16 protein-coding genes are annotated in these 16,655 nt (G+C 64.3%); 6 read left to right on the top strand and 10 right to left on the bottom strand.

Annotation, left to right across the window (positions count from 1 at the left end; genetic code table 11):
* Nucleotides 1–515: 515 nt before the first annotated feature.
* Entirely contained in the window at nucleotides 516–1,790 is a 1,275-nt protein-coding gene (locus Q0936_RS19975) for a replication initiation protein (RefSeq protein ID WP_299297300.1), read from the top strand.
* Here Q0936_RS19975 and Q0936_RS19980 read toward each other — a convergent pair.
* From Q0936_RS19980 to Q0936_RS19990, 3 genes are read right to left on the bottom strand one after another with little or no spacing between them, the layout of a single operon-like run.
* Nucleotides 1,787–2,581 carry a metal ABC transporter permease gene (locus Q0936_RS19980; protein WP_299297301.1) on the bottom strand — a complete coding sequence of 265 codons (795 nt, stop codon included), beginning with the start codon at nucleotides 2,579–2,581 and terminating at the stop codon, nucleotides 1,787–1,789. The two genes, Q0936_RS19975 and Q0936_RS19980, sit on opposite strands and share 4 nt — an antisense overlap.
* Nucleotides 2,581–3,318 carry a metal ABC transporter ATP-binding protein gene (locus Q0936_RS19985; RefSeq protein WP_299297302.1) on the bottom strand — a complete coding sequence of 246 codons (738 nt, stop codon included), beginning with the start codon at nucleotides 3,316–3,318 and terminating at the stop codon, nucleotides 2,581–2,583. The genes Q0936_RS19980 and Q0936_RS19985 overlap by 1 nt, the downstream gene beginning before the upstream one ends.
* Nucleotides 3,315–3,827, bottom strand: a complete 513-nt coding sequence (locus tag Q0936_RS19990) for a Fur family transcriptional regulator (protein WP_299297303.1) — start codon at nucleotides 3,825–3,827, stop codon at nucleotides 3,315–3,317. The genes Q0936_RS19985 and Q0936_RS19990 overlap by 4 nt, the downstream gene beginning before the upstream one ends.
* 57 nt (nucleotides 3,828–3,884) lie before the next feature.
* Between Q0936_RS19990 and Q0936_RS19995 the strand changes: the two genes are divergently transcribed.
* Nucleotides 3,885–5,042: a zinc ABC transporter substrate-binding protein gene (locus Q0936_RS19995; protein ID WP_299297304.1), complete on the top strand. Its 1,158-nt coding sequence runs from the start codon at nucleotides 3,885–3,887 to the stop codon at nucleotides 5,040–5,042.
* 87 nt (nucleotides 5,043–5,129) lie between these two features.
* On the opposite strand, the gene Q0936_RS20000 is transcribed toward Q0936_RS19995, so the two are convergent.
* The gene (locus tag Q0936_RS20000; RefSeq protein WP_299297305.1) at nucleotides 5,130–5,969 is read right to left on the bottom strand and encodes a 3-keto-5-aminohexanoate cleavage protein; all 840 of its coding nucleotides are present in this window, start codon (nucleotides 5,967–5,969) and stop codon (nucleotides 5,130–5,132) included.
* Between the two features lie 156 nt (nucleotides 5,970–6,125).
* Between Q0936_RS20000 and Q0936_RS20005 the strand changes: the two genes are divergently transcribed.
* From Q0936_RS20005 to Q0936_RS20015, 3 genes are read left to right on the top strand one after another with little or no spacing between them, the layout of a single operon-like run.
* Nucleotides 6,126–6,989: a hypothetical protein gene (locus Q0936_RS20005; protein ID WP_299297306.1), complete on the top strand. Its 864-nt coding sequence runs from the start codon at nucleotides 6,126–6,128 to the stop codon at nucleotides 6,987–6,989.
* Entirely contained in the window at nucleotides 6,986–8,818 is a 1,833-nt protein-coding gene (locus Q0936_RS20010; RefSeq protein ID WP_299297308.1) for a carbamoyltransferase N-terminal domain-containing protein, read from the top strand. Before Q0936_RS20005 ends, Q0936_RS20010 begins: the two co-directional genes overlap by 4 nt.
* Complete coding sequence (locus Q0936_RS20015) at nucleotides 8,808–9,122, top strand: hypothetical protein (RefSeq protein ID WP_299297309.1); 315 nt, start codon at nucleotides 8,808–8,810, stop codon at nucleotides 9,120–9,122. Before Q0936_RS20010 ends, Q0936_RS20015 begins: the two co-directional genes overlap by 11 nt.
* Here the strand turns inward: Q0936_RS20015 and Q0936_RS20020 are convergent.
* The 4 genes from Q0936_RS20020 to Q0936_RS20035 form a co-directional block, all read right to left on the bottom strand.
* Nucleotides 9,119–10,336 (bottom strand): type II secretion system F family protein, encoded by a 1,218-nt coding sequence (locus tag Q0936_RS20020; RefSeq protein WP_299146617.1) that lies wholly within the window; start codon nucleotides 10,334–10,336, stop codon nucleotides 9,119–9,121. The genes Q0936_RS20015 and Q0936_RS20020 overlap by 4 nt on opposite strands.
* Nucleotides 10,333–11,745 (bottom strand): GspE/PulE family protein, encoded by a 1,413-nt coding sequence (locus Q0936_RS20025; RefSeq protein WP_299297310.1) that lies wholly within the window; start codon nucleotides 11,743–11,745, stop codon nucleotides 10,333–10,335. Before Q0936_RS20025 ends, Q0936_RS20020 begins: the two co-directional genes overlap by 4 nt.
* Before the next feature lie 31 nt (nucleotides 11,746–11,776).
* The gene (gene gspD / locus Q0936_RS20030) at nucleotides 11,777–13,744 is read right to left on the bottom strand and encodes a type II secretion system secretin GspD (protein ID WP_299146615.1); all 1,968 of its coding nucleotides are present in this window, start codon (nucleotides 13,742–13,744) and stop codon (nucleotides 11,777–11,779) included.
* Between the two features lie 117 nt (nucleotides 13,745–13,861).
* The gene (locus Q0936_RS20035) at nucleotides 13,862–14,353 is read right to left on the bottom strand and encodes a hypothetical protein (RefSeq protein WP_299297311.1); all 492 of its coding nucleotides are present in this window, start codon (nucleotides 14,351–14,353) and stop codon (nucleotides 13,862–13,864) included.
* A 97-nt stretch (nucleotides 14,354–14,450) separates the two neighbouring features.
* Between Q0936_RS20035 and Q0936_RS20040 the strand changes: the two genes are divergently transcribed.
* Nucleotides 14,451–14,966, top strand: coding sequence for a hypothetical protein (locus tag Q0936_RS20040; protein WP_299297313.1), 516 nt, complete (start codon nucleotides 14,451–14,453; stop codon nucleotides 14,964–14,966).
* Here Q0936_RS20040 and gspM read toward each other — a convergent pair.
* A complete protein-coding gene (gene gspM, locus Q0936_RS20045; RefSeq protein ID WP_299297314.1) occupies nucleotides 14,963–15,457 on the bottom strand; it encodes a type II secretion system protein GspM in 495 nt (164 codons plus the stop codon). The genes Q0936_RS20040 and gspM overlap by 4 nt on opposite strands.
* Entirely contained in the window at nucleotides 15,454–16,614 is a 1,161-nt protein-coding gene (gene gspL / locus Q0936_RS20050; RefSeq protein ID WP_299297315.1) for a type II secretion system protein GspL, read from the bottom strand. The genes gspM and gspL overlap by 4 nt, the downstream gene beginning before the upstream one ends.
* Nucleotides 16,615–16,655: the final 41 nt, after the last annotated feature.

Genomic DNA, 16,655 nt, shown 5'->3' on the forward strand with positions numbered 1-16,655 from the left:
GGCAAAGGCAGCAGCACATTGAAACGACTGGTTCCGGTTTCGCAGGCGAAACCAGCGCCAAATCACCATATCATGCAAAGGAAGACGACGACAAAGTTTGTAATTCTTTAAGGAATTTAGAATCTTTGGCGTAAGAAAAGCGTTAAGCATCAGTACGCTACCTGTGTTTGGGTGCCTGAATACAGGACGAGGGGGGCCAGGATACAGGCGCAAAGGCACCCATCTACGGGTCGAATGGTGCCGATTCGCAGGAATAGCGGTGCCAGGATGCGGGATCGCTATATATGGGTCTCGAATGGGACTCTGGACGAGTCCCGCAGGTCACAGTTTGTCCGGTTTTCCACGCCGAACTTCTAAAGGAACCCGTTTACAGGATTGGCCCGTCCCGTATACGGGTGCCTATTGGGGAACCCACAGCACCGTTGAGCGCGGGCACCTTTTAGGGCATACTACGCGACAAGCCACACCAACAAGCGGTTCGACCGCAGTGGCACCACGCAGGGCAGGGCGCATAGATGGACACTCCTATTCCGCACGACACGTTGACAGGACCGCTGCGGCGGCAATCGGTCAAGAAGAACGTGGCCGCCATTCACGTGTCAGGCAAGCTGACACTACTGCAACGCAAGCTGAGCAACGTGCTGCTGTTGAACGCCTACGACACGCTGGTCACGAAGACCAAACATCAGATCGACGCACGCACGCTGTGTATGATGGTGGGCTACAATTCGAACGACATGGACACGCTCAAACAGTCTCTGCGCAGCCTTGCAGAGACGACCGCGGAGTGGGACATGCTGGACGCGAACGGGCGGCAGGAGTGGGGCGTGTCGGCGTTGCTGTCCTATGCCAAGCTGTCGGGCGGCGTCTGTGAATACGCCTATTCTCCGGCGCTTGCGGAAAAGCTGCATGATCCCAAGGTGTTTGCCCTGATCAATCTGAACATTCAGCGGCGGTTCACATCCGGTCATGCGCTGGCGCTTTATGAGAATTGCTATCGGTTTGTGCGGACGGGATCGACCGGGTGGTGGCCGATTGACCTGTTCCGGCGGCTGATGGGGGTCGAGGGCAGTGCCTATTACGAGAGTTTCAAGCATCTGAATGCCAAGGTGATCAAGCCCGCCGTGGCCGAGGTGAACAAGATGTCGAACATCATGGTCACACCCGAGTTGCGCAAAATGGGGCGACAAGTGAGCGAGATCCGGTTTGCGATCCGCGAGAACCCGCAGCTGGCCCTGTTGGACATCGATGATGGGGCAGGGGTGCGGCAGAGCCCGGTTTATGCCGCGTTGATGGATCTGGGTGTGAGTGACCGTTTGGCGCGTCAGTGGATTTCCGAGCATGGCGCGGATTATGTCGCCGAAAAGATCACCTATCTGAAGGGCAGGGGGGGCGTGGACAGTCCGGTGCGGTATCTGCATGCGGCGTTGCGCGATGACTACAAACCCGCCGAGGCCGCGCCGCCGTCCCCGGAGGCTGTGGCCGCAGCGACGCGCCGCGCCTCGGTTGAGGAGGGCGCGCGGGCGCAGGCAGAGGCGCGCGAGGCGGAGGTCACGCGCGAACGCAAGGCGCGGGCGGCGGTCATGGCGCGGATACAGGCCCTGGTCGATACGCGGTCTCCGACCCAGCGGGATGCGGACCGGCGGCTGTTTCTGGCGAGCCTGCCGGATGATGTGTTCCGGTCGGAATTCACGCGGTTGGGTTGGCGGGCGGCGGTGTGTCTGCCGCAGATGGTTCAGTTTTGGGAAGACCTGGTGCCTGGCGCTTTTGACGACGTTCAGGACGGTTAGGCGGCGCGGCGCAGGCTGCTGACCAGGGTTGTGGAGACAAAGGACAGCGCGGCGATGCAGACGATCGACGGCCCGGCGGGCGTGTCGAGGACAAAGGCGGCGCGCAGGCCAATCACCGTGGACAGGGTGCCGATGACGGCGGCCATGAGTGCCATGCCCTCGGGGGTGCGCGACAGTGGCCGTGCAGCGGCGGCGGGAATGATGAGCATCGCGGCGATCAGCAGGACGCCCACCACCTTGATCGCGACGGCGACGGTGATGGCGAGTGCCAGCGTCAGCACCAGTTGTTCGCGCCGGGGGTCGATGCCGCTGGCGTGGGCGAGGTCTTCGTTCAGGGTGGCGGTGAGCAGGGCGGACCAACGCCAGCCGATCAGCGCGACGACCAGTGCGGCGCCGCCCCAGATCACGGCGAGGTCACCGCGGGACACGGCGAGGATGTCGCCAAAGAGGTAGGCCATGAGGTCGATGCGGATGCCTGACAGGAACGACACGGCCACGAGGCCGAAGGCGAGGGCGGAATGTGCGAGCACGCCCAGCAGCGTGTCCATCGCGTAGCCGCGCCCCGAGAGTGCGCTGACCGTCAGGGCCATGACCAGCGCGACGGTGATCGTGCCAACAAAGATCGACATGGAGAAGGCCAGCGCCAGTGCCACGCCGAGGATTGCGGCATGGGCGGTTGCGTCACCGAAATAGGCCATGCGCCGCCAGACCACGAAGCAGCCCAAAGGTGCCGCAGCCAGGGCCACGCCGATCCCGGCCAGTGTGGCGCGTATCAGAAAGTCGTCCAGCATCACTCGGCCGCCTCGGTGTGGTCGTCGTGGTGATGGTGGTGGTCATGTTCGTGCCGGTAGAGCGCCAGTGCGCCCCCGGTGCCGGTGCCGAAGAGGGCGCGGTATTCAGGGGCAGAGGCCACGACGGCGGGTGTTCCCTCGCAACAGACGTGGCCATTGAGGCAGATCACGCGGTCCGATGCGCTCATCACGACATGCAGTTCGTGGCTGATCATCAGGACGGCGCAGCCGGTATCCTGTCGCACCTGTTCGATCTGTTGGTAGAACGCCGCCGACCCCCGTTGGTCGAGGCCCTGGGTTGCCTCGTCCAGCAGCAGCAGGTCGGGTTTGCCGATCAGGGCGCGGGCCAGCAGGACCCGTTGGAATTGCCCGCCGGACAGTTTGGACAGCTGCGCACGGGACACGTCGGGCAGGCCCGCGCGGGTCAGGGCCTCGTTGATCTGAGGTGCCGTGACGTGGCCGGACAGTTTGAGAAACCGCGCGACGGTCATGGGCAGGGTTTCGTCGATATGCAGTTTTTGCGGCACATAGCCCATCCGTACACCCTCCGCGCGCTGCACATGGCCTGCGGCGGGTTTGACGGCGCCGATGATGGCGCGCAGCAGGCTGGTCTTGCCCGACCCGTTGGGGCCAACGATGGTGACAATCTCGCCCTTGTCGATCCGCAGGGACACGCGGGACAGCACCGTGCGCGCGCCATAGCTGACGTTCAGGTCGTGGACGTGAACCAGGCTCATTGGGCGGGTTTTTCCGCGCAGGAGGGGCAGACGCCTTCGGCCTCGACAACGGTCCTTTCGATCTGGAACCCGGTGGCGCGGGCCGCATCGCTCAATGCGCCGCGACCGGGGGCGGATTGCGTTTCGGCCACCGTGTCGCACAAGCGGCAAATCATAAAGACGGGCGCGTGCGTATGGCTGGGCTGGGTGCAGGCGATGAACGCGTTCAGCCGCTCGATCTTGTGGGCAAAGCCGTGTTGAACGAGGAAATCGAGCGCGCGGTAGGCCACGGGCGGTTGTGATCCAAACCCGGCATCGCGCAGCCCGTCGAGGATGGCATAGGCCCCCAGCGCGCGATGTTCCTGCAGCAGAATCTCCAGAACCTTGCGGCGTACCGGTGTAAACCGCAGCCCTTCGTCGGCACAGCGGGTGTCAGCCGCGTGCAGGGCATCCGTGACGCAAGCGCCATGGTCGTGACTGGCAAAGCCCAGAGGCCCTGCGTCGGTATTTTTGCGCGAGTCACTTGTCATGTTATCTTATAACATCTATGCCGTCAGGAAGTGTTATAAAATCACATGAGGGTTACAATGTCCAGAAAGCTCGCGGGTCTGTCCGTCACTGCCATTCTTGCCGGAGGCACTGCGCTGGCCGATGTGCCAAAGGTCGCCGTTGATATTGCACCGGTGCATGCGCTGGTGGCGCGTGTGATGCAGGGGGTCGGCGCGCCTGATCTGGTCATCCGGCAGGGGGCGAGCCCGCATGAGTACAGCCTGCGCCCATCCGAGGCCGCAGCGTTGCAGAATGCGCAGATGGTGTTCTGGATCGGGTCTGATTTGACGCCTTGGCTGGCGGATGCTGTTGGAACCCTTGCAGCGGATGCGACGGTGACGTCGTTGCTGGAAGTCGATGGGACCATCACGCTGGATTATCGCGACAATGCGGTGTTCGAGGGCGATGACCATAACGACCATGGTCACGACGATCACGACCATGACGAAGCCGGACATGAAGACCATGCTGAGGATAAGCATGATGAGCACGAACACGACGAGCATGGGCACGATGACCATGCGGATCACAAGGACGAGGGGCATGACGACCACGGCCATGACGATCACGCAGAGCACAAGGAAGACGGTCACGATGATCACGGGCATGACGAACATGCCCACGAGGAACACGCCGAAGAAGACCATGAAGAACATGCGGGCCACGATCATGGTCATCATCATGGCGACCATGACCCGCACGCCTGGCTGTCGCCGCGCAATGCTGTGACGTGGATCGGTGCCATTGCCGATCAGTTGGCCGCCGCCGATCCGGACAATGCGGATGCCTACCGCGCCAATGCCGCCGCTGCCCGGACGGAAATGGACGCGCTGGTCGCCGATGTGAACGCGACGCTTGCACCGGTGCGCGGCAAGCGCTTTGTCGTGTTCCACGATGCCTATCAGTATTTCGAAGCGGATTTCAATTTCCCCGCTCTGGGGGCCATTGCGCTCAGTGATGCGAAAGACCCCAGCCCGGCGCGCATTGCCGAGATTCAGGGACATATTGCTGAGGATGGCGTGACCTGCGTTCTGGCTGAACCGCAGTTCAACCCCGGTCTGGTTGCCACCGTGACCGCCGGGACGACGACCCAAACCGGTATTCTCGATCCGCTTGGGTCGAACCTGGACCTTGGGCCTGCGTTCTATCCGCAGTTGATCAACAGCCTCGCGGATGCGTTGGCAGAGTGCCTGTAACTGATTGACGGAATAGTATGGTGGTCATCCGGTATCGCCGGGTGATCACACTATTTTACATAATCATGATTATGACGCTAATTGTATTCAAGCGTCATGGGGTCTGAGGCCGAGGATCGACCGGGCTTGGGCCACGGTTGCGACAGGTCTATCATGTTCGGCGCAGATGTCGACGGTGCGGCGCACCAGTGCGGCATTCGATGGGGCCAGTTCGGTTTTTGACAGGCGGACGTTGTCCTCAAGCCCGGTGCGGGCGTGGCCACCCGCGGCGATGGACCATCTGTTCAACGTAGGCTGCGCGGCACCGATCCCTGCCGCACACCATGGTGCGTCCTGGCCAAAGAGCCGGTGCACGGTGCGCACGTAGTAGTCGAACACGTCCCGGTCCGCAGGCATCGCATTTTTGACCCCCATCACGAACTGCACATAGGGCGTGCCGACAATCTCGCCTGCGTCGGCCATCTCTTTGGCCTTGAGGATGTGGCTGAGGTCAAAGGCCTCGATCTCGGGTTTGACCTGATGTGTGCGCATTTCGGAGGCGAGCCATTCCACGAGGTCGGGCGGGTTCTCGTAGACCCGCGTGGGAAAGTTGTTGGACCCCACCGAGAGCGACGCCATGTCGGGCCGCAGCGGCAACATTCCGCCCCGCGCGGTGCCTGCCCCGGACCGCCCACCGGTGGACAGTTGAATGATCATGCCGGGGCAATGCTGTTCCAACCCTTCCTTGAGGCGGGCGAATTTCTCGGGGTCGCTGGACGGCGTCTGGTCATCGTTGCGCACGTGGCAGTGGGCGATGGTGGCCCCGGCTTCAAAGGCTTCGTGCGTGCTTTCGATCTGTTCGGGGACGGTGATCGGCACGGCGGGGTTGTTGGCCTTGGTCGGCAGCGATCCGGTGATCGCGACGCAAACGATGCAGGGGGTGTCCATGGGTCGTCCTTTGGTGGCGCAAGTGCCTGAACACTGCGCTGGAACGTGCCAGCGATCAAGGTGCGGCAGCGCACAGCGTCCGCGTATACTTGTCACTCCGTTGGCCTCTCACTAAAGTCGCGACAGCTTTATTCTTGATTGGCCCGCACGGCAAAAATGGATTTCCTCGCATCCAAGACAGTTACCAAACCGCGTCTGCTGTTTCGGCCGGACCCGGTGTTGGGATGGGCGTTTACGCCGGGTTTTCGCGTGGACCTCAAGGGCCAGGGCAAGATCATACAGACCATCGACGATGCGGGCTGGCGGGTGGTGCCGGGTCAACCGTCGGGACCTGCGCCGCGCGTGGCGGTCTACGGTTGTTCGTTCACCTATGGCGCGCGTTTGCAGGACGACGAGACGTTCTGCGCCCGCGCGCAACAGACGCATCCCGACCTGCGTATTCTGAACCGGGGGATCAGTGGGCACGGCACGGTGCAGAACCTGTTGCAGTTCCGGCGCGACGTGGCGCGCGGTGCGGTGGATGCGGCGGTGTTTGCCGTCTTTTCCGACCACCGGTATCGCAACGTGCCGCACCCGCACCGGATGGAACAGTTCCTGTCGCCCGAATGGTACAGGCAAGGGATCGAGCATATCCCGGTGCTGCGCCACGGCGCGGATGGGCAGGCCGCGATCACCTATGTGCCGATCTGGCAGCCGATCACGCGCGAGGCCGAGCTGGCGCCGTTCCTGCCCGATCCAGGCATGTTGGGCATGGCAATGCAGTCGGTGCTGGCCATGGTGCGCGACACCGCGCGGGCCGCGCAGGTGCCGCTGCGCATTGTGCTGCTCGATCAGCTGGACATGGCGTTCAACGCCTGGATGCTGCAACAGGGCGGCGATGTGGTGGACATCTCGACCCCGTCTGACCCCGCGCACACGTTCCTGCCGGATGACGCGCATCCCAACGCGCACGCCAACGCGCTTTATGCCGAACGTCTGGCCCCGGTGCTGGCCGATCTGCGTGCGGAGGGCGGGATATGAGCGGGAAATACGTGCTGGGCGTTTCGTCCCATTTCCACGATGCCGCCGCCGTTCTGGTGCAGGGTGATCGCATCATCGCCGCCGCGCAGGAAGAACGGTTTACCCGGCAAAAGGCGGATTGGCGGTTTCCTGAAAACGCCATCGCCTATTGCCTGTCGCGCCTGCCTGCCGGGGCGCATCCCGACGCGGTTGCCTACTACGAAGACCCGGCGCTGAAGGCCGAGCGCATCCTGCAGAACGCCCGCCATCAGACGCCCGGCGGTGCGCGCCTGTGGCCGCAGATGGTCAAGACGCTGGGCGCACTGTCCCAGGAGTTGCCCGCGCAACTGACCGCCATCACCGGACACGCAGACGATGTGCATTTTGTGGCACACCACCGGTCCCATGCGGCGTCCGCCTTTTACCCCTCGCCCTTTGCGTCGGCGGCTGTGTTGGTGGTGGACGGCGTGGGCGAATATTCGACGACGACCCTGTGGTCCGGCACGGCGGAGGGGTTGGAGCCAATCGGCGAGATCCGCTTCCCGCATTCGCTGGGCCTGCTCTATAGCGCGTTCACGCAGTATTGCGGGTTTCGCGTCAATTCGGGGGAATACAAGCTGATGGGCCTCGCGCCCTTTGGCGCGCCGATTTACGTTGACCGGATCAAAGAGATGATCACGCTGCGCGCTGATGGGTCCTTTGCGCTGGATATGGCCTATTTCGACTTCGCGCGCGGGCCCAGTTCGATCTCGCCGTTGTTCGAGGGGGTGATGGGCAAGCCGCCGCTGGCACCGGATGCGCCGGTCACACCGTTCTATATGAACGTCGCCGCCTCGGTCCAAGCCGTCCTCGAAGAGGCGATGATCGCCCTAGCCCGGCACGCGCTGGCGACGACGGGTCACAGCAACCTGTGCCTTGCCGGCGGCGTGGCGCTGAACTGTGTTGCCAACGGGCGCTTGCGGGCGGAATTGCCTGAGCTGTCGGGGTTGTGGATTCAACCGGCTGCGGGCGATGCGGGCGGTGCGTTGGGTGCAGCACTTGAGGTTGCGCGCGATGGTGCGGCGCGACCGGCCCCTGCGGGCGGTGACGCAATGGATCACGCGCTGTTGGGTCCGTCCTATGACGCGGAAACGATCCGGTTGGCGTTGGAGGATGCGGGCCTTGTCTATGACCGTGTGGATGATCCGGCGACCTATGCGCAGCAGGTGGCCAAGCTGTTGGCCAAGGGGCGCATCGTCGGCCATTTCGACGGCGCGATGGAGTTTGGGCCGCGTGCGTTGGGCAACCGTTCGATCCTTGCGGATGCGCGGGGACAGGACACGCTGAACCACGTGAACCGCAGCATCAAGTTCCGCGAAGGCTGGCGCCCCTTTGCGCCCATTGTGCTGGCGGACGAGGCCGCGACCTATTTCGAGACCACGGATCCCAGTCCCTATATGCTGCTGGTTGCACGGCTGTGCGCGGCCTATCGCGGGCCAACCGACCGCGCGGCGGCGCGGGCGCAGGGCCTGAGCGAGCCGATGGACATGCAGGCCGCTGTGCGCAGCGATTTTGATGCGGTCACCCATGTGGATTTCAGCGCCCGTTTGCAGACGATGACGCCGGGCCAGGGCAGTCGTGCGGCGGACATTCTGGCTGCGTTTCACGGGCGCACCGGCTGTCCCATGCTGTTGAACACCTCGTTCAACGTGCGCGGCGAGCCGATTGTCTGCACCCCGCAGGATGCGATCACCTGTTTCATGAACACGCGGATGCAGGTCTTGGCCATTGGTCCGTTCATCGTCCAGCGCGGTGCGCAGGGCGATTGGATCAAGCGCAAGGTTGGAAAGGTTCAGTTCGATGCCGATTGATCAGGCGGAATTTTACGAACACGTGGCCGCGATCCTTGGTGAGGGGGACGACTGGGTGACACAGGACGGCCAGTGGCAGGCACCGATGGCGGCGCTGGCCACCCCGTCCCGGTCCTTTGCCGAGGTGTATGGCCTGTCGGGGGATCTGTTGGACCGGGTGGCGGACACGGCCCGCGCGCAGGGCGATCATGGGTTGGAACAGGCCGCGCGGGCCTGCGCAGACGCGCTGCGTGACGGGGCGCTTGCGTTGGATGACAGCATGACGGACGACCGCATGACCCGCTTTGTGTACACGGTGGTCTAGGACGTCACGACCGCTTGCAGGTCAAAGATCGGCAACAGCACGGCCAGCACGATAATCAGGACAAAGCCGCCCACAACCATCATCAGCATCGGCTCCAGCAGTGCTGCGATGCGCTTGCGTTCGGTACTCAGCCCGTTTTCCACCAGAACAGCGGCGCGTTCCGTCATACGGGCCAGCCGGACAGAAGCCTCGCCTGCGCTGACCAACTGCCGCGCAACCGGGGGGACAATGGACAGTTGATTGAGAGCCGTGGACAGGGTTTCGCCCTGCCGGATCGCGGTCGACACGGTTTCGGCCTCGGTGCGGAACTGTTCGACATCCAGCACCTGTGCCGCGTTTTCCACCGCCGACAGGACGGCGTGACGACTGCCCAGCACCAGCGCCAGTGTGCGCAGATATTGCACCGCCGCTGACAGGCGCATGAACCGTCCTACCAGCGGCAGGCGCAACAGGACCACATCGCGGCGACGGCGCAGGTTCGGCACGATGGACGACGCGATGCCCAGTAGGGTCAGCGCCCCCGCGATGATGCCCAAGAGCAGCAGGTTGGCCTGTATCCAGTCGCTGATGGCGAGCACCACCTGCGTGATGTCCGGCAGCGGTCGGCCCGACAGCTCGAACATCGCCACGATCTCGGGCGCGACGCTGACCATGAGGATCGCACAGACCAACAGCGACACGGCGGCGACAAAGGCGGGATAGATCAACGCGCTTGCGATCTGCGCCCGGTCGGTGCCGCGTGTTTCCAGATAGTCGGCCAACTCGTTGAACACCGCCGCCAGATCACCCGCCGTCTCACCCGCGCGCACGGATGCGATGTAGAAGGGTGGAAATCCTCCGCCGGTGCGGGCCAGCGCCTCGGACAGGCTGGACCCGTCCATCAGGGCGGCACGGGCGGCGGCAGCGACCCCGTCGAGGGCGGCATGACCGCCTTGGCGCACGGCCTCGAGGGCGGCCTCGGCGGGCAATTCAGCAGCCAACAGGACGGCCATTTGGCGGGTGAACACCGCTTGCAGGTCAGGCGTCAGCCGCGCCTTGCGCCGACCGGGCCGCCAACGCAGGCCCCCGCCCGCCTGTTCGCGCAGCACCAGTTCCGAGACATAGAGCCCCTTTTGCTGCAACTGCCCCGAGGCGTGGCTTTCGGTTTCGGCGATGATGGTGCCGGTGCGCCGCTTGCCGCCTTCAGTAAAGGCCACGTAGCCATAGGCGTTCACGCCACATCCCCCACGACGCGCAGGGTTTCAGCCAGCGTGGTTTCCCCGGCGATGACCTGTCGCAGGCCTTGCCCGATCAGCGTCTCGCCCACGTCCAACGCGATGGTCGCCAGCTCGCTTTCATTTGCGCCGTTGTCGATGGCGGTGCGCAGGCGTTCGCCCACCTCGATCATCTCGAAAATCCCGACACGGCCCGCATAGCCCGCGCCGCCACAGGTGTCGCAGCCCACGGCGTCGTACACCTGTTCGGGTGTGGTCAGGCCATGGCGCGCGAACAGCGCTGCATCTGCGGCCTCCGGCGCGCGGGGGCTGCGGCATTCATGGCATAGCCTGCGCAGCAGACGTTGCGCAATAACGCCGCGCAGGGTCGCCGCGATCAAAAAGTCGTCCAGCCCCAGATCGCGCAGGCGCACCACCGCCCCCACGGACCCGTTCGCGTGCAGCGAGGAAAACACGAGGTGCCCGGTCAGGGCCGCTTGTGCTGCAACGCTGGCCGTCTCGCCATCGCGCACCTCGCCCACGAGGATCACGTCGGGGTCCTGCCGCAGCGTGGCGCGCAGCCCGGCGGCAAAGGTCATGCCGATCTCGGCGTTGATCTGGCTTTGGCTGATGCCGGGCAGGTCGTATTCGATGGGGTCCTCGACCGTGACGATGTTACGTTCATCCCGGTTGGCCAGTTGCAGCAGGGAATAGAGCGTCGTCGTCTTGCCCGCGCCCGTGGGGCCGGTCGCCAGGATGATGCCGTTGGGCATGGCCGACATCCGGTTCAGCAAGGCAATCTGATCGGTGGACAGGCCCAGTTGGTCGAGTGGGCGCACCCCGGCCGAGCGGTCAAGGATCCGCAACACCACCCGTTCACCGTAATTGCCGGGCAGCGATGACACACGCGTGTCGATCATGCGCCCGCCGATGGACAGCGGGATACGCCCGTCCTGCGGCAGCCGGGTTTCGGCAATGTCGAGCGCAGCCATCACCTTGAGCCGCGAGATGATCCGTTTGACCGGCACATCGTCGCGCACCATGACGGGCTGTAGAAACCCGTCGATGCGCTGGCGCACGCGCAGCCCGCCCTCGAACGGTTCGATATGCAGATCCGACGCGCCGGCCTGTACTGCGCGGCGCAGCAGTTGGTTGACCAGCCGGATCACCGGCGCTTCGTCCACGTCTTCGAGCAGGTCGCGGGTGTCCGTGCCGCCACTGCCGTCCTCGAGGTCAAAGGTCACGCCATCGGTGCCGTTCTCGGTGTCGGAGTTGTCCTGATAGGTGCGGGCCAGTGCGGTGTCGAACCCGTCCTGATCCGCGCGCAGCAGGCCCGCGACGCGGTCCGTACCGACCCGGCGTTGTGCCTCGCGCAGGCCGGGGGCGGTGAAATTCGGGCCGATCACCAGATGGGTGCCGTCAAACAGCACCTGATGATCCCGCGCGAACGAGAAAGGCAGCCTAGTTTTCGCCAAACCGGAGACGGTTGGGAAGTGGGGGGAGGTTGCGTTGCTGCGCGACATCGTCGACGAATCCGGCGTCAAAGGGTTGGTTCAGGTCAGCGCCGTCAAACGGCAGGCCCACCTGGCTGGTTCGCGGGTAAGTGTCGTCGTTGTCCGGTGCAATGGCAAGGCTTGCCGCCTTGGCTTGCCGCGCCAGTTGCCGTGTCAGGTGCCGCGCCTCTTTCTCGGAATTGACCACGCGGGGGCGCAGCATGATCAACAGAACGCGCTGGTTCTTGCTGGAGTTCTTGCCGCGAAACAGACCACCCACAACCGGCAGCTTGCTTAGACCCGGCACGGCCTGACTGACCGACCCGGACCCGTTTTCCAAAAGACCGCCCAGCATGATGACATTGCCGTCGCGCACCAGCACGTTGGTCGACAGCGCCCGGCGCGCGGTAATCTCACCACCGGCGGATGCGGTTGCATTGGTCAGGCTCGACACTTCCTGATCAATGGCCAGCTTGACCGTATCGTCCGCGTTGATCTGGGGCGTGACAGTCAGGGTCAGGCCCACGTCCTGACGTTCGATGGTCTGGAACGGGTTGTCCGGCACGGCATCCGTACCCACCGTGGAAAAGGAGCCCGTCACAAACGGCACGTTCTGCGCCACGACAATCTCGGCCTCTTCGTTGTTCAGCGTCATGATCGACGGCGTGGACAGCAGGCGCGTTGAATTGCTCTGGGTGATGGCGCTGATCAGGCCAACCAGCCCTTCGCTGCCATTGCCTGCGGCGACGCCGATGCTGCCGCCATTGCCGGGGGACCCGACGCCGTTTGTGTCGTTCAGCACAGAGGACACCAGGTTGGTCAGGCTGGGCCGTCCCTCGAGGGCCAACTCGACCCCGCCGATGATCGCGTCGTTCAGGATCAGGCCGAACTGCGCCGACAGGTCGGCAAACCCGTCCACGGACATCTCGAAAATCACCGCTTCGACCAGCACCTGCGAGGGGCGGCGGTCAAGGAAATGCACCATCTCTGCGATGTCGCCCAGACGTTCCTCGGGGCCGGTGATCAACAGCGTGTTGGTCTTGGGTTCCGGCACAATGCGGATCGGGGATATCTGGCCCGTGTCGTCACCGGACTGGTTTGTGATCGCACGCAGCACCACATCCGCCAGTTCCGTCGCGTCGGCATAGTTAAGTTCGATGGCGCGCGACGAGATGTTGTTGCGTTGGGTGTCCAACCGACCGGCAAGGGTGCGGAGCTGCTGGCGCAGGTCGTCAGGGCCGGACACAAGAATGGCGTTCGACCGCGTATCCACCGACACGGCGGCATCGTCCGGCACAATCCCCATGGACTGAATCACATCCAGCACTTCGCCTGCATTGGCATTGCGCAGGCGGATCATCTCGATCGGGCGTTCGGCGGGCACGTCAATCCGTTCGATCAGGTTGATGATGCGCGCGTGGTTCTTGGACCGGTCCGACAGGATCAACCGGTTGGAGCGCGGCAGCGGCGTCAGGATCGCTTCGGCGGGCAACAGCGGGCGGACCACTTCGACAATCTCGCTCAGTGGCACGTGCCGCACCTCTATCACGCGGGTCTGAAAATCGCCCAAACCACCGGGCGGGACATCGCCCGACAACTCACGTGCAACGTTGATCGGCACAATCCGGTCCGCCCCGTTGCCCGACACCAGCGTCAGGCGGTTCAGCTCGAGCACGCTCAGGAACACTTCGTAGAGGTCGGCGGGCGACAGATCCTCGGGGGCCAGCACCGTGACCGTGCCGCGCACACCTTCGTCCAGGACAAAGTTCCGTCCCGTGGCCTCGGATACGATTTCGACAAAGCTGCGCAAATCCGCGTCTCGCAGGTTCATCTCTACCTGTGCATGGGCGGCGGGGGCGCTCAATAGGGTGACGGCCTGCACGATGCCAAGCATCAGCGCGACATAGGCCGCCCGGATCGGGTTCAACGGTATCATTGCCTGCTCTGCCTTGTATTTTTACAAGTTCATTTTGCTCTTGTTCGGCACATTAGCCGATATGCGCTGTCATTGCATCCCAAAGGTTTTCACAATGATTCGACCAGCGCAGGGCCGCTATTCGGGGAAACCCATCAGCTCGGGCATGTCGCCACCTGTGTCGACCCAGATGCCGGATGCGTCGATGCGCGCAATCACCATACCATCCGCAAAGGCGTCGCCCACACGCATAATCTGATCGCCGGTCGGATGCGACACCAGCCCCCAGACGGCATCGCCTGCACGCACGGTTCCCTTGAGGCTGTAGCCCAGCGACGAAAGCGGCGGGCGTGGCGGCGCGGGGGGCTGCGGTTCTTCTTCGACGGCGACCACAACGGGTGTGGGCGGCGGTGCCGGAGGCTTGGGCGGCTGCGGCTCGCCGAACAGCGCGGGCCAGATCACAGTCGCAGGTGCGGACGCCTCCGCCACAGGTGCGGGGGTCAATTGCGGTACAGCGTCGGCGTTGATGGAACGCGGCGTGGTCGAGGCCAACGCCTGCGTCAATTCCATCCCCGCCAGAACGACGGCGCCCAGCATGACCAGGGTGAGTGTTGTCGAAAGGATGCGCATGAATGTTGTCTGTCGCAGGTCGGGTTGTGAATGTGGACGAAAATTACAGTTCGTGGTAAATACACTGGAAAATAACATAAAAATAAGAGCAGGATCAATGGCAGGACGTCCAATCAAGGCCGCAATAGCGGCTTTCTGCGCAGTTTCTATCGTCGGTTGTGCCGAAAACACGGCAACCAGCCAACGCGGGTTCAAAGCGCAGTACAATCAGGCCCGCACCGCGTTGGAACAGGGCAATTATGACAAGGCAAATCGCGTTTATGCGCGGCTGGTGACCGATGCGGGACCCTTTGAAGAGCGCGTGAGGCTGGAACACGGCCACAGTGAATTGCGCGCCGGGGCCTTTGATCAGGCCGCCGCAATCGCGCAGGCCCTGGCCCAATCCGGGTCCGGAAAAGAGCGCGCCGCGGCCCTCGCCGTCAAAGGCACGGCAGACCACGAACAGGGCCTCGCGCTGCTGCGGGATGGCCAGACGCGCGCGGGTGCTGCACGGCTCACAGCCGCGGACAAGGCAATCGCCGAAGTGCTGTCGACCCACCCCGAACTGGACCCCCTCGGCGCTTTGGCCGGGCGTCAGGCCAGCATCAAGGTGCGGCTCAAGGCGCTGCGCTAACCGTCTGGTGCAACCAATGTGAGGGCGGCGGCCACGCTGCCTTCGGTGTCGGCGGCATCCAGCCTGAGGGCCGCGATGTCGTAGCCCCAGCGCGGATGCGCCTCTGACAGCCAATCGGCAAGCCGACCGAACCGGACCTCATCAAACCGCAGGGTGACAACGCCCTGGCTATCCGCGCTCAGCTGGCTGACGGCGTCGCGCAATCCCCGTTCGATCAGCGCCTGCTCGATGCCACTGGTGCCGATCGGGGCCGTCACGATGGTCTCTTCCGGTTGCGGCAAGCCTTGCAGCTCGACCACACGCGCCTGCACCCACAGGTTCAGCGCCAGCGCATCGGACCGGTCGTCCAGGGCGGCGTTGCGCGTGTCATGCAGCGGCAGCAGCAAGCCAAAGATCAACCCGGCGGGCAGCGCCACACCCAGCATGATGGCAAGCAACAGCCGCTCGCGCGGGGCCAGCCGGGACAACAGGTCGATCAGGCGCGCGCTCATTCCGACACCTCTGCCACGTCCGTCACACGCATCTCGGCACGCACGCCGGGGCTGTTTTCATCGGCGCGTGTGTCGACCACGTCGATGCCAAGGCCCGCGTCCCGCAGCGCCGCAGCCAGCCGGTCGGCGGCTGCAAAGTCCGAAACCCCGACCACGAGGTTCAGCCCGTCATTTGCACTATACCGCGCCGCGCGCGTGTCCGCGCCCTGTGCCGCCAGCACCAGTGCCGCGCGGTTCAGCGTATCCAGCGGGTCGGGTGCCGCCTCTTTGGGTGTGGTGCCAGCGCGGCGTGCGTTCAGCGCACGCGTGACCTGCACCCGCGCGTCCAGAACCGGGCCAGAGGCGACAAAATGTTCCTGCACCAAGGCCGTGGTGCTGGCGTTGATCTGGGCGGTCTCTGCCGCGATCCGCTGGACAATCACGTATTGCGATGCGGCCCACAGACCCGCCGCAACCGTGCCGAGCAAGACGGGATATCGCCAGGGCATCCATCGGCGCGCCACCGCGTCACGCGCCCGCCGGGGGTCACGGCGCAGATCCATCTCGACCTCGCCCCCCGCCAGCGCCTTGGTCACATCGTTGCCTTCGGTGACGGGTATGTCGTGCGCGGCGGCCCATCCCGCGACTTCGGGCACCGGCGCGCCCATCACGTGCACCGCGCGCGGCGTGTCGCCGTTTGCCAATGCGGTGTCCAACAGCACCAGCGCCACATCCAGACCCGCGCCAAACCCGTCATCCGGGCCCAGCCGTATCGCGACCCCATCCGGCGTTGCACACATTGTCCACGTGCCGTCCATTGCCGGCAATGCAAGGTAATCCGGCAGAACCGCGCGGCACTGTGGCCCCGCCTGCGCGCGCCATGCGTCGATCCGGTCGCTGTCGGCCACAAGCACGCGGTCAAACCGGTCGGACCCGCCCCGCAGATGAAACGGACGCATCTCGGCGCTGTCACCGTCCAGCCCAAAGCGGTCCCGCAACTGGCGGCGGGCCACGTCCTCGCGCGTCTGCCCGCGCAACCTGTCCGGCAGGTCAAGCGTGACCGTCGCCACTTCGGCACCCGGCACAACCAGCACCTGACGCGCAGACAGCGGGCCATCGGCATGGGTCACATGCACGAATTCCGTGTTCTTGCCGCCAAATGGATCCAAAGCCGTCACCCGCGCCCCCGATAAAATGCGCCCGCGCCAACCATGCCGTT

Origin of the sequence: uncultured Tateyamaria sp. (assembly GCF_947488715.1) — a bacterium.
GTDB lineage: Bacteria > Pseudomonadota > Alphaproteobacteria > Rhodobacterales > Rhodobacteraceae > Tateyamaria.

What these genes read in the sequence shown, in the direction of transcription:
- Q0936_RS19975 (WP_299297300.1), top strand. Translation starts at nt 516, where the DNA reads ATGGACACTCCTATTCCGCACGACACGTTGACAGGACCGCTGCGGCGG.
- Q0936_RS19980 (WP_299297301.1), bottom strand. Translation starts at nt 2,581, where the DNA reads ATGCTGGACGACTTTCTGATACGCGCCACACTGGCCGGGATCGGCGTG.
- Q0936_RS19985 (WP_299297302.1), bottom strand. Translation starts at nt 3,318, where the DNA reads ATGAGCCTGGTTCACGTCCACGACCTGAACGTCAGCTATGGCGCGCGC.
- Q0936_RS19990 (WP_299297303.1), bottom strand. Translation starts at nt 3,827, where the DNA reads ATGACAAGTGACTCGCGCAAAAATACCGACGCAGGGCCTCTGGGCTTT.
- Q0936_RS19995 (WP_299297304.1), top strand. Translation starts at nt 3,885, where the DNA reads ATGTCCAGAAAGCTCGCGGGTCTGTCCGTCACTGCCATTCTTGCCGGA.
- Q0936_RS20000 (WP_299297305.1), bottom strand. Translation starts at nt 5,969, where the DNA reads ATGGACACCCCCTGCATCGTTTGCGTCGCGATCACCGGATCGCTGCCG.
- Q0936_RS20005 (WP_299297306.1), top strand. Translation starts at nt 6,126, where the DNA reads ATGGATTTCCTCGCATCCAAGACAGTTACCAAACCGCGTCTGCTGTTT.
- Q0936_RS20010 (WP_299297308.1), top strand. Translation starts at nt 6,986, where the DNA reads ATGAGCGGGAAATACGTGCTGGGCGTTTCGTCCCATTTCCACGATGCC.
- Q0936_RS20015 (WP_299297309.1), top strand. Translation starts at nt 8,808, where the DNA reads ATGCCGATTGATCAGGCGGAATTTTACGAACACGTGGCCGCGATCCTT.
- gspD (WP_299146615.1), bottom strand. Translation starts at nt 13,744, where the DNA reads ATGATACCGTTGAACCCGATCCGGGCGGCCTATGTCGCGCTGATGCTT.
- Q0936_RS20035 (WP_299297311.1), bottom strand. Translation starts at nt 14,353, where the DNA reads ATGCGCATCCTTTCGACAACACTCACCCTGGTCATGCTGGGCGCCGTC.
- Q0936_RS20040 (WP_299297313.1), top strand. Translation starts at nt 14,451, where the DNA reads ATGGCAGGACGTCCAATCAAGGCCGCAATAGCGGCTTTCTGCGCAGTT.
- gspM (WP_299297314.1), bottom strand. Translation starts at nt 15,457, where the DNA reads ATGAGCGCGCGCCTGATCGACCTGTTGTCCCGGCTGGCCCCGCGCGAG.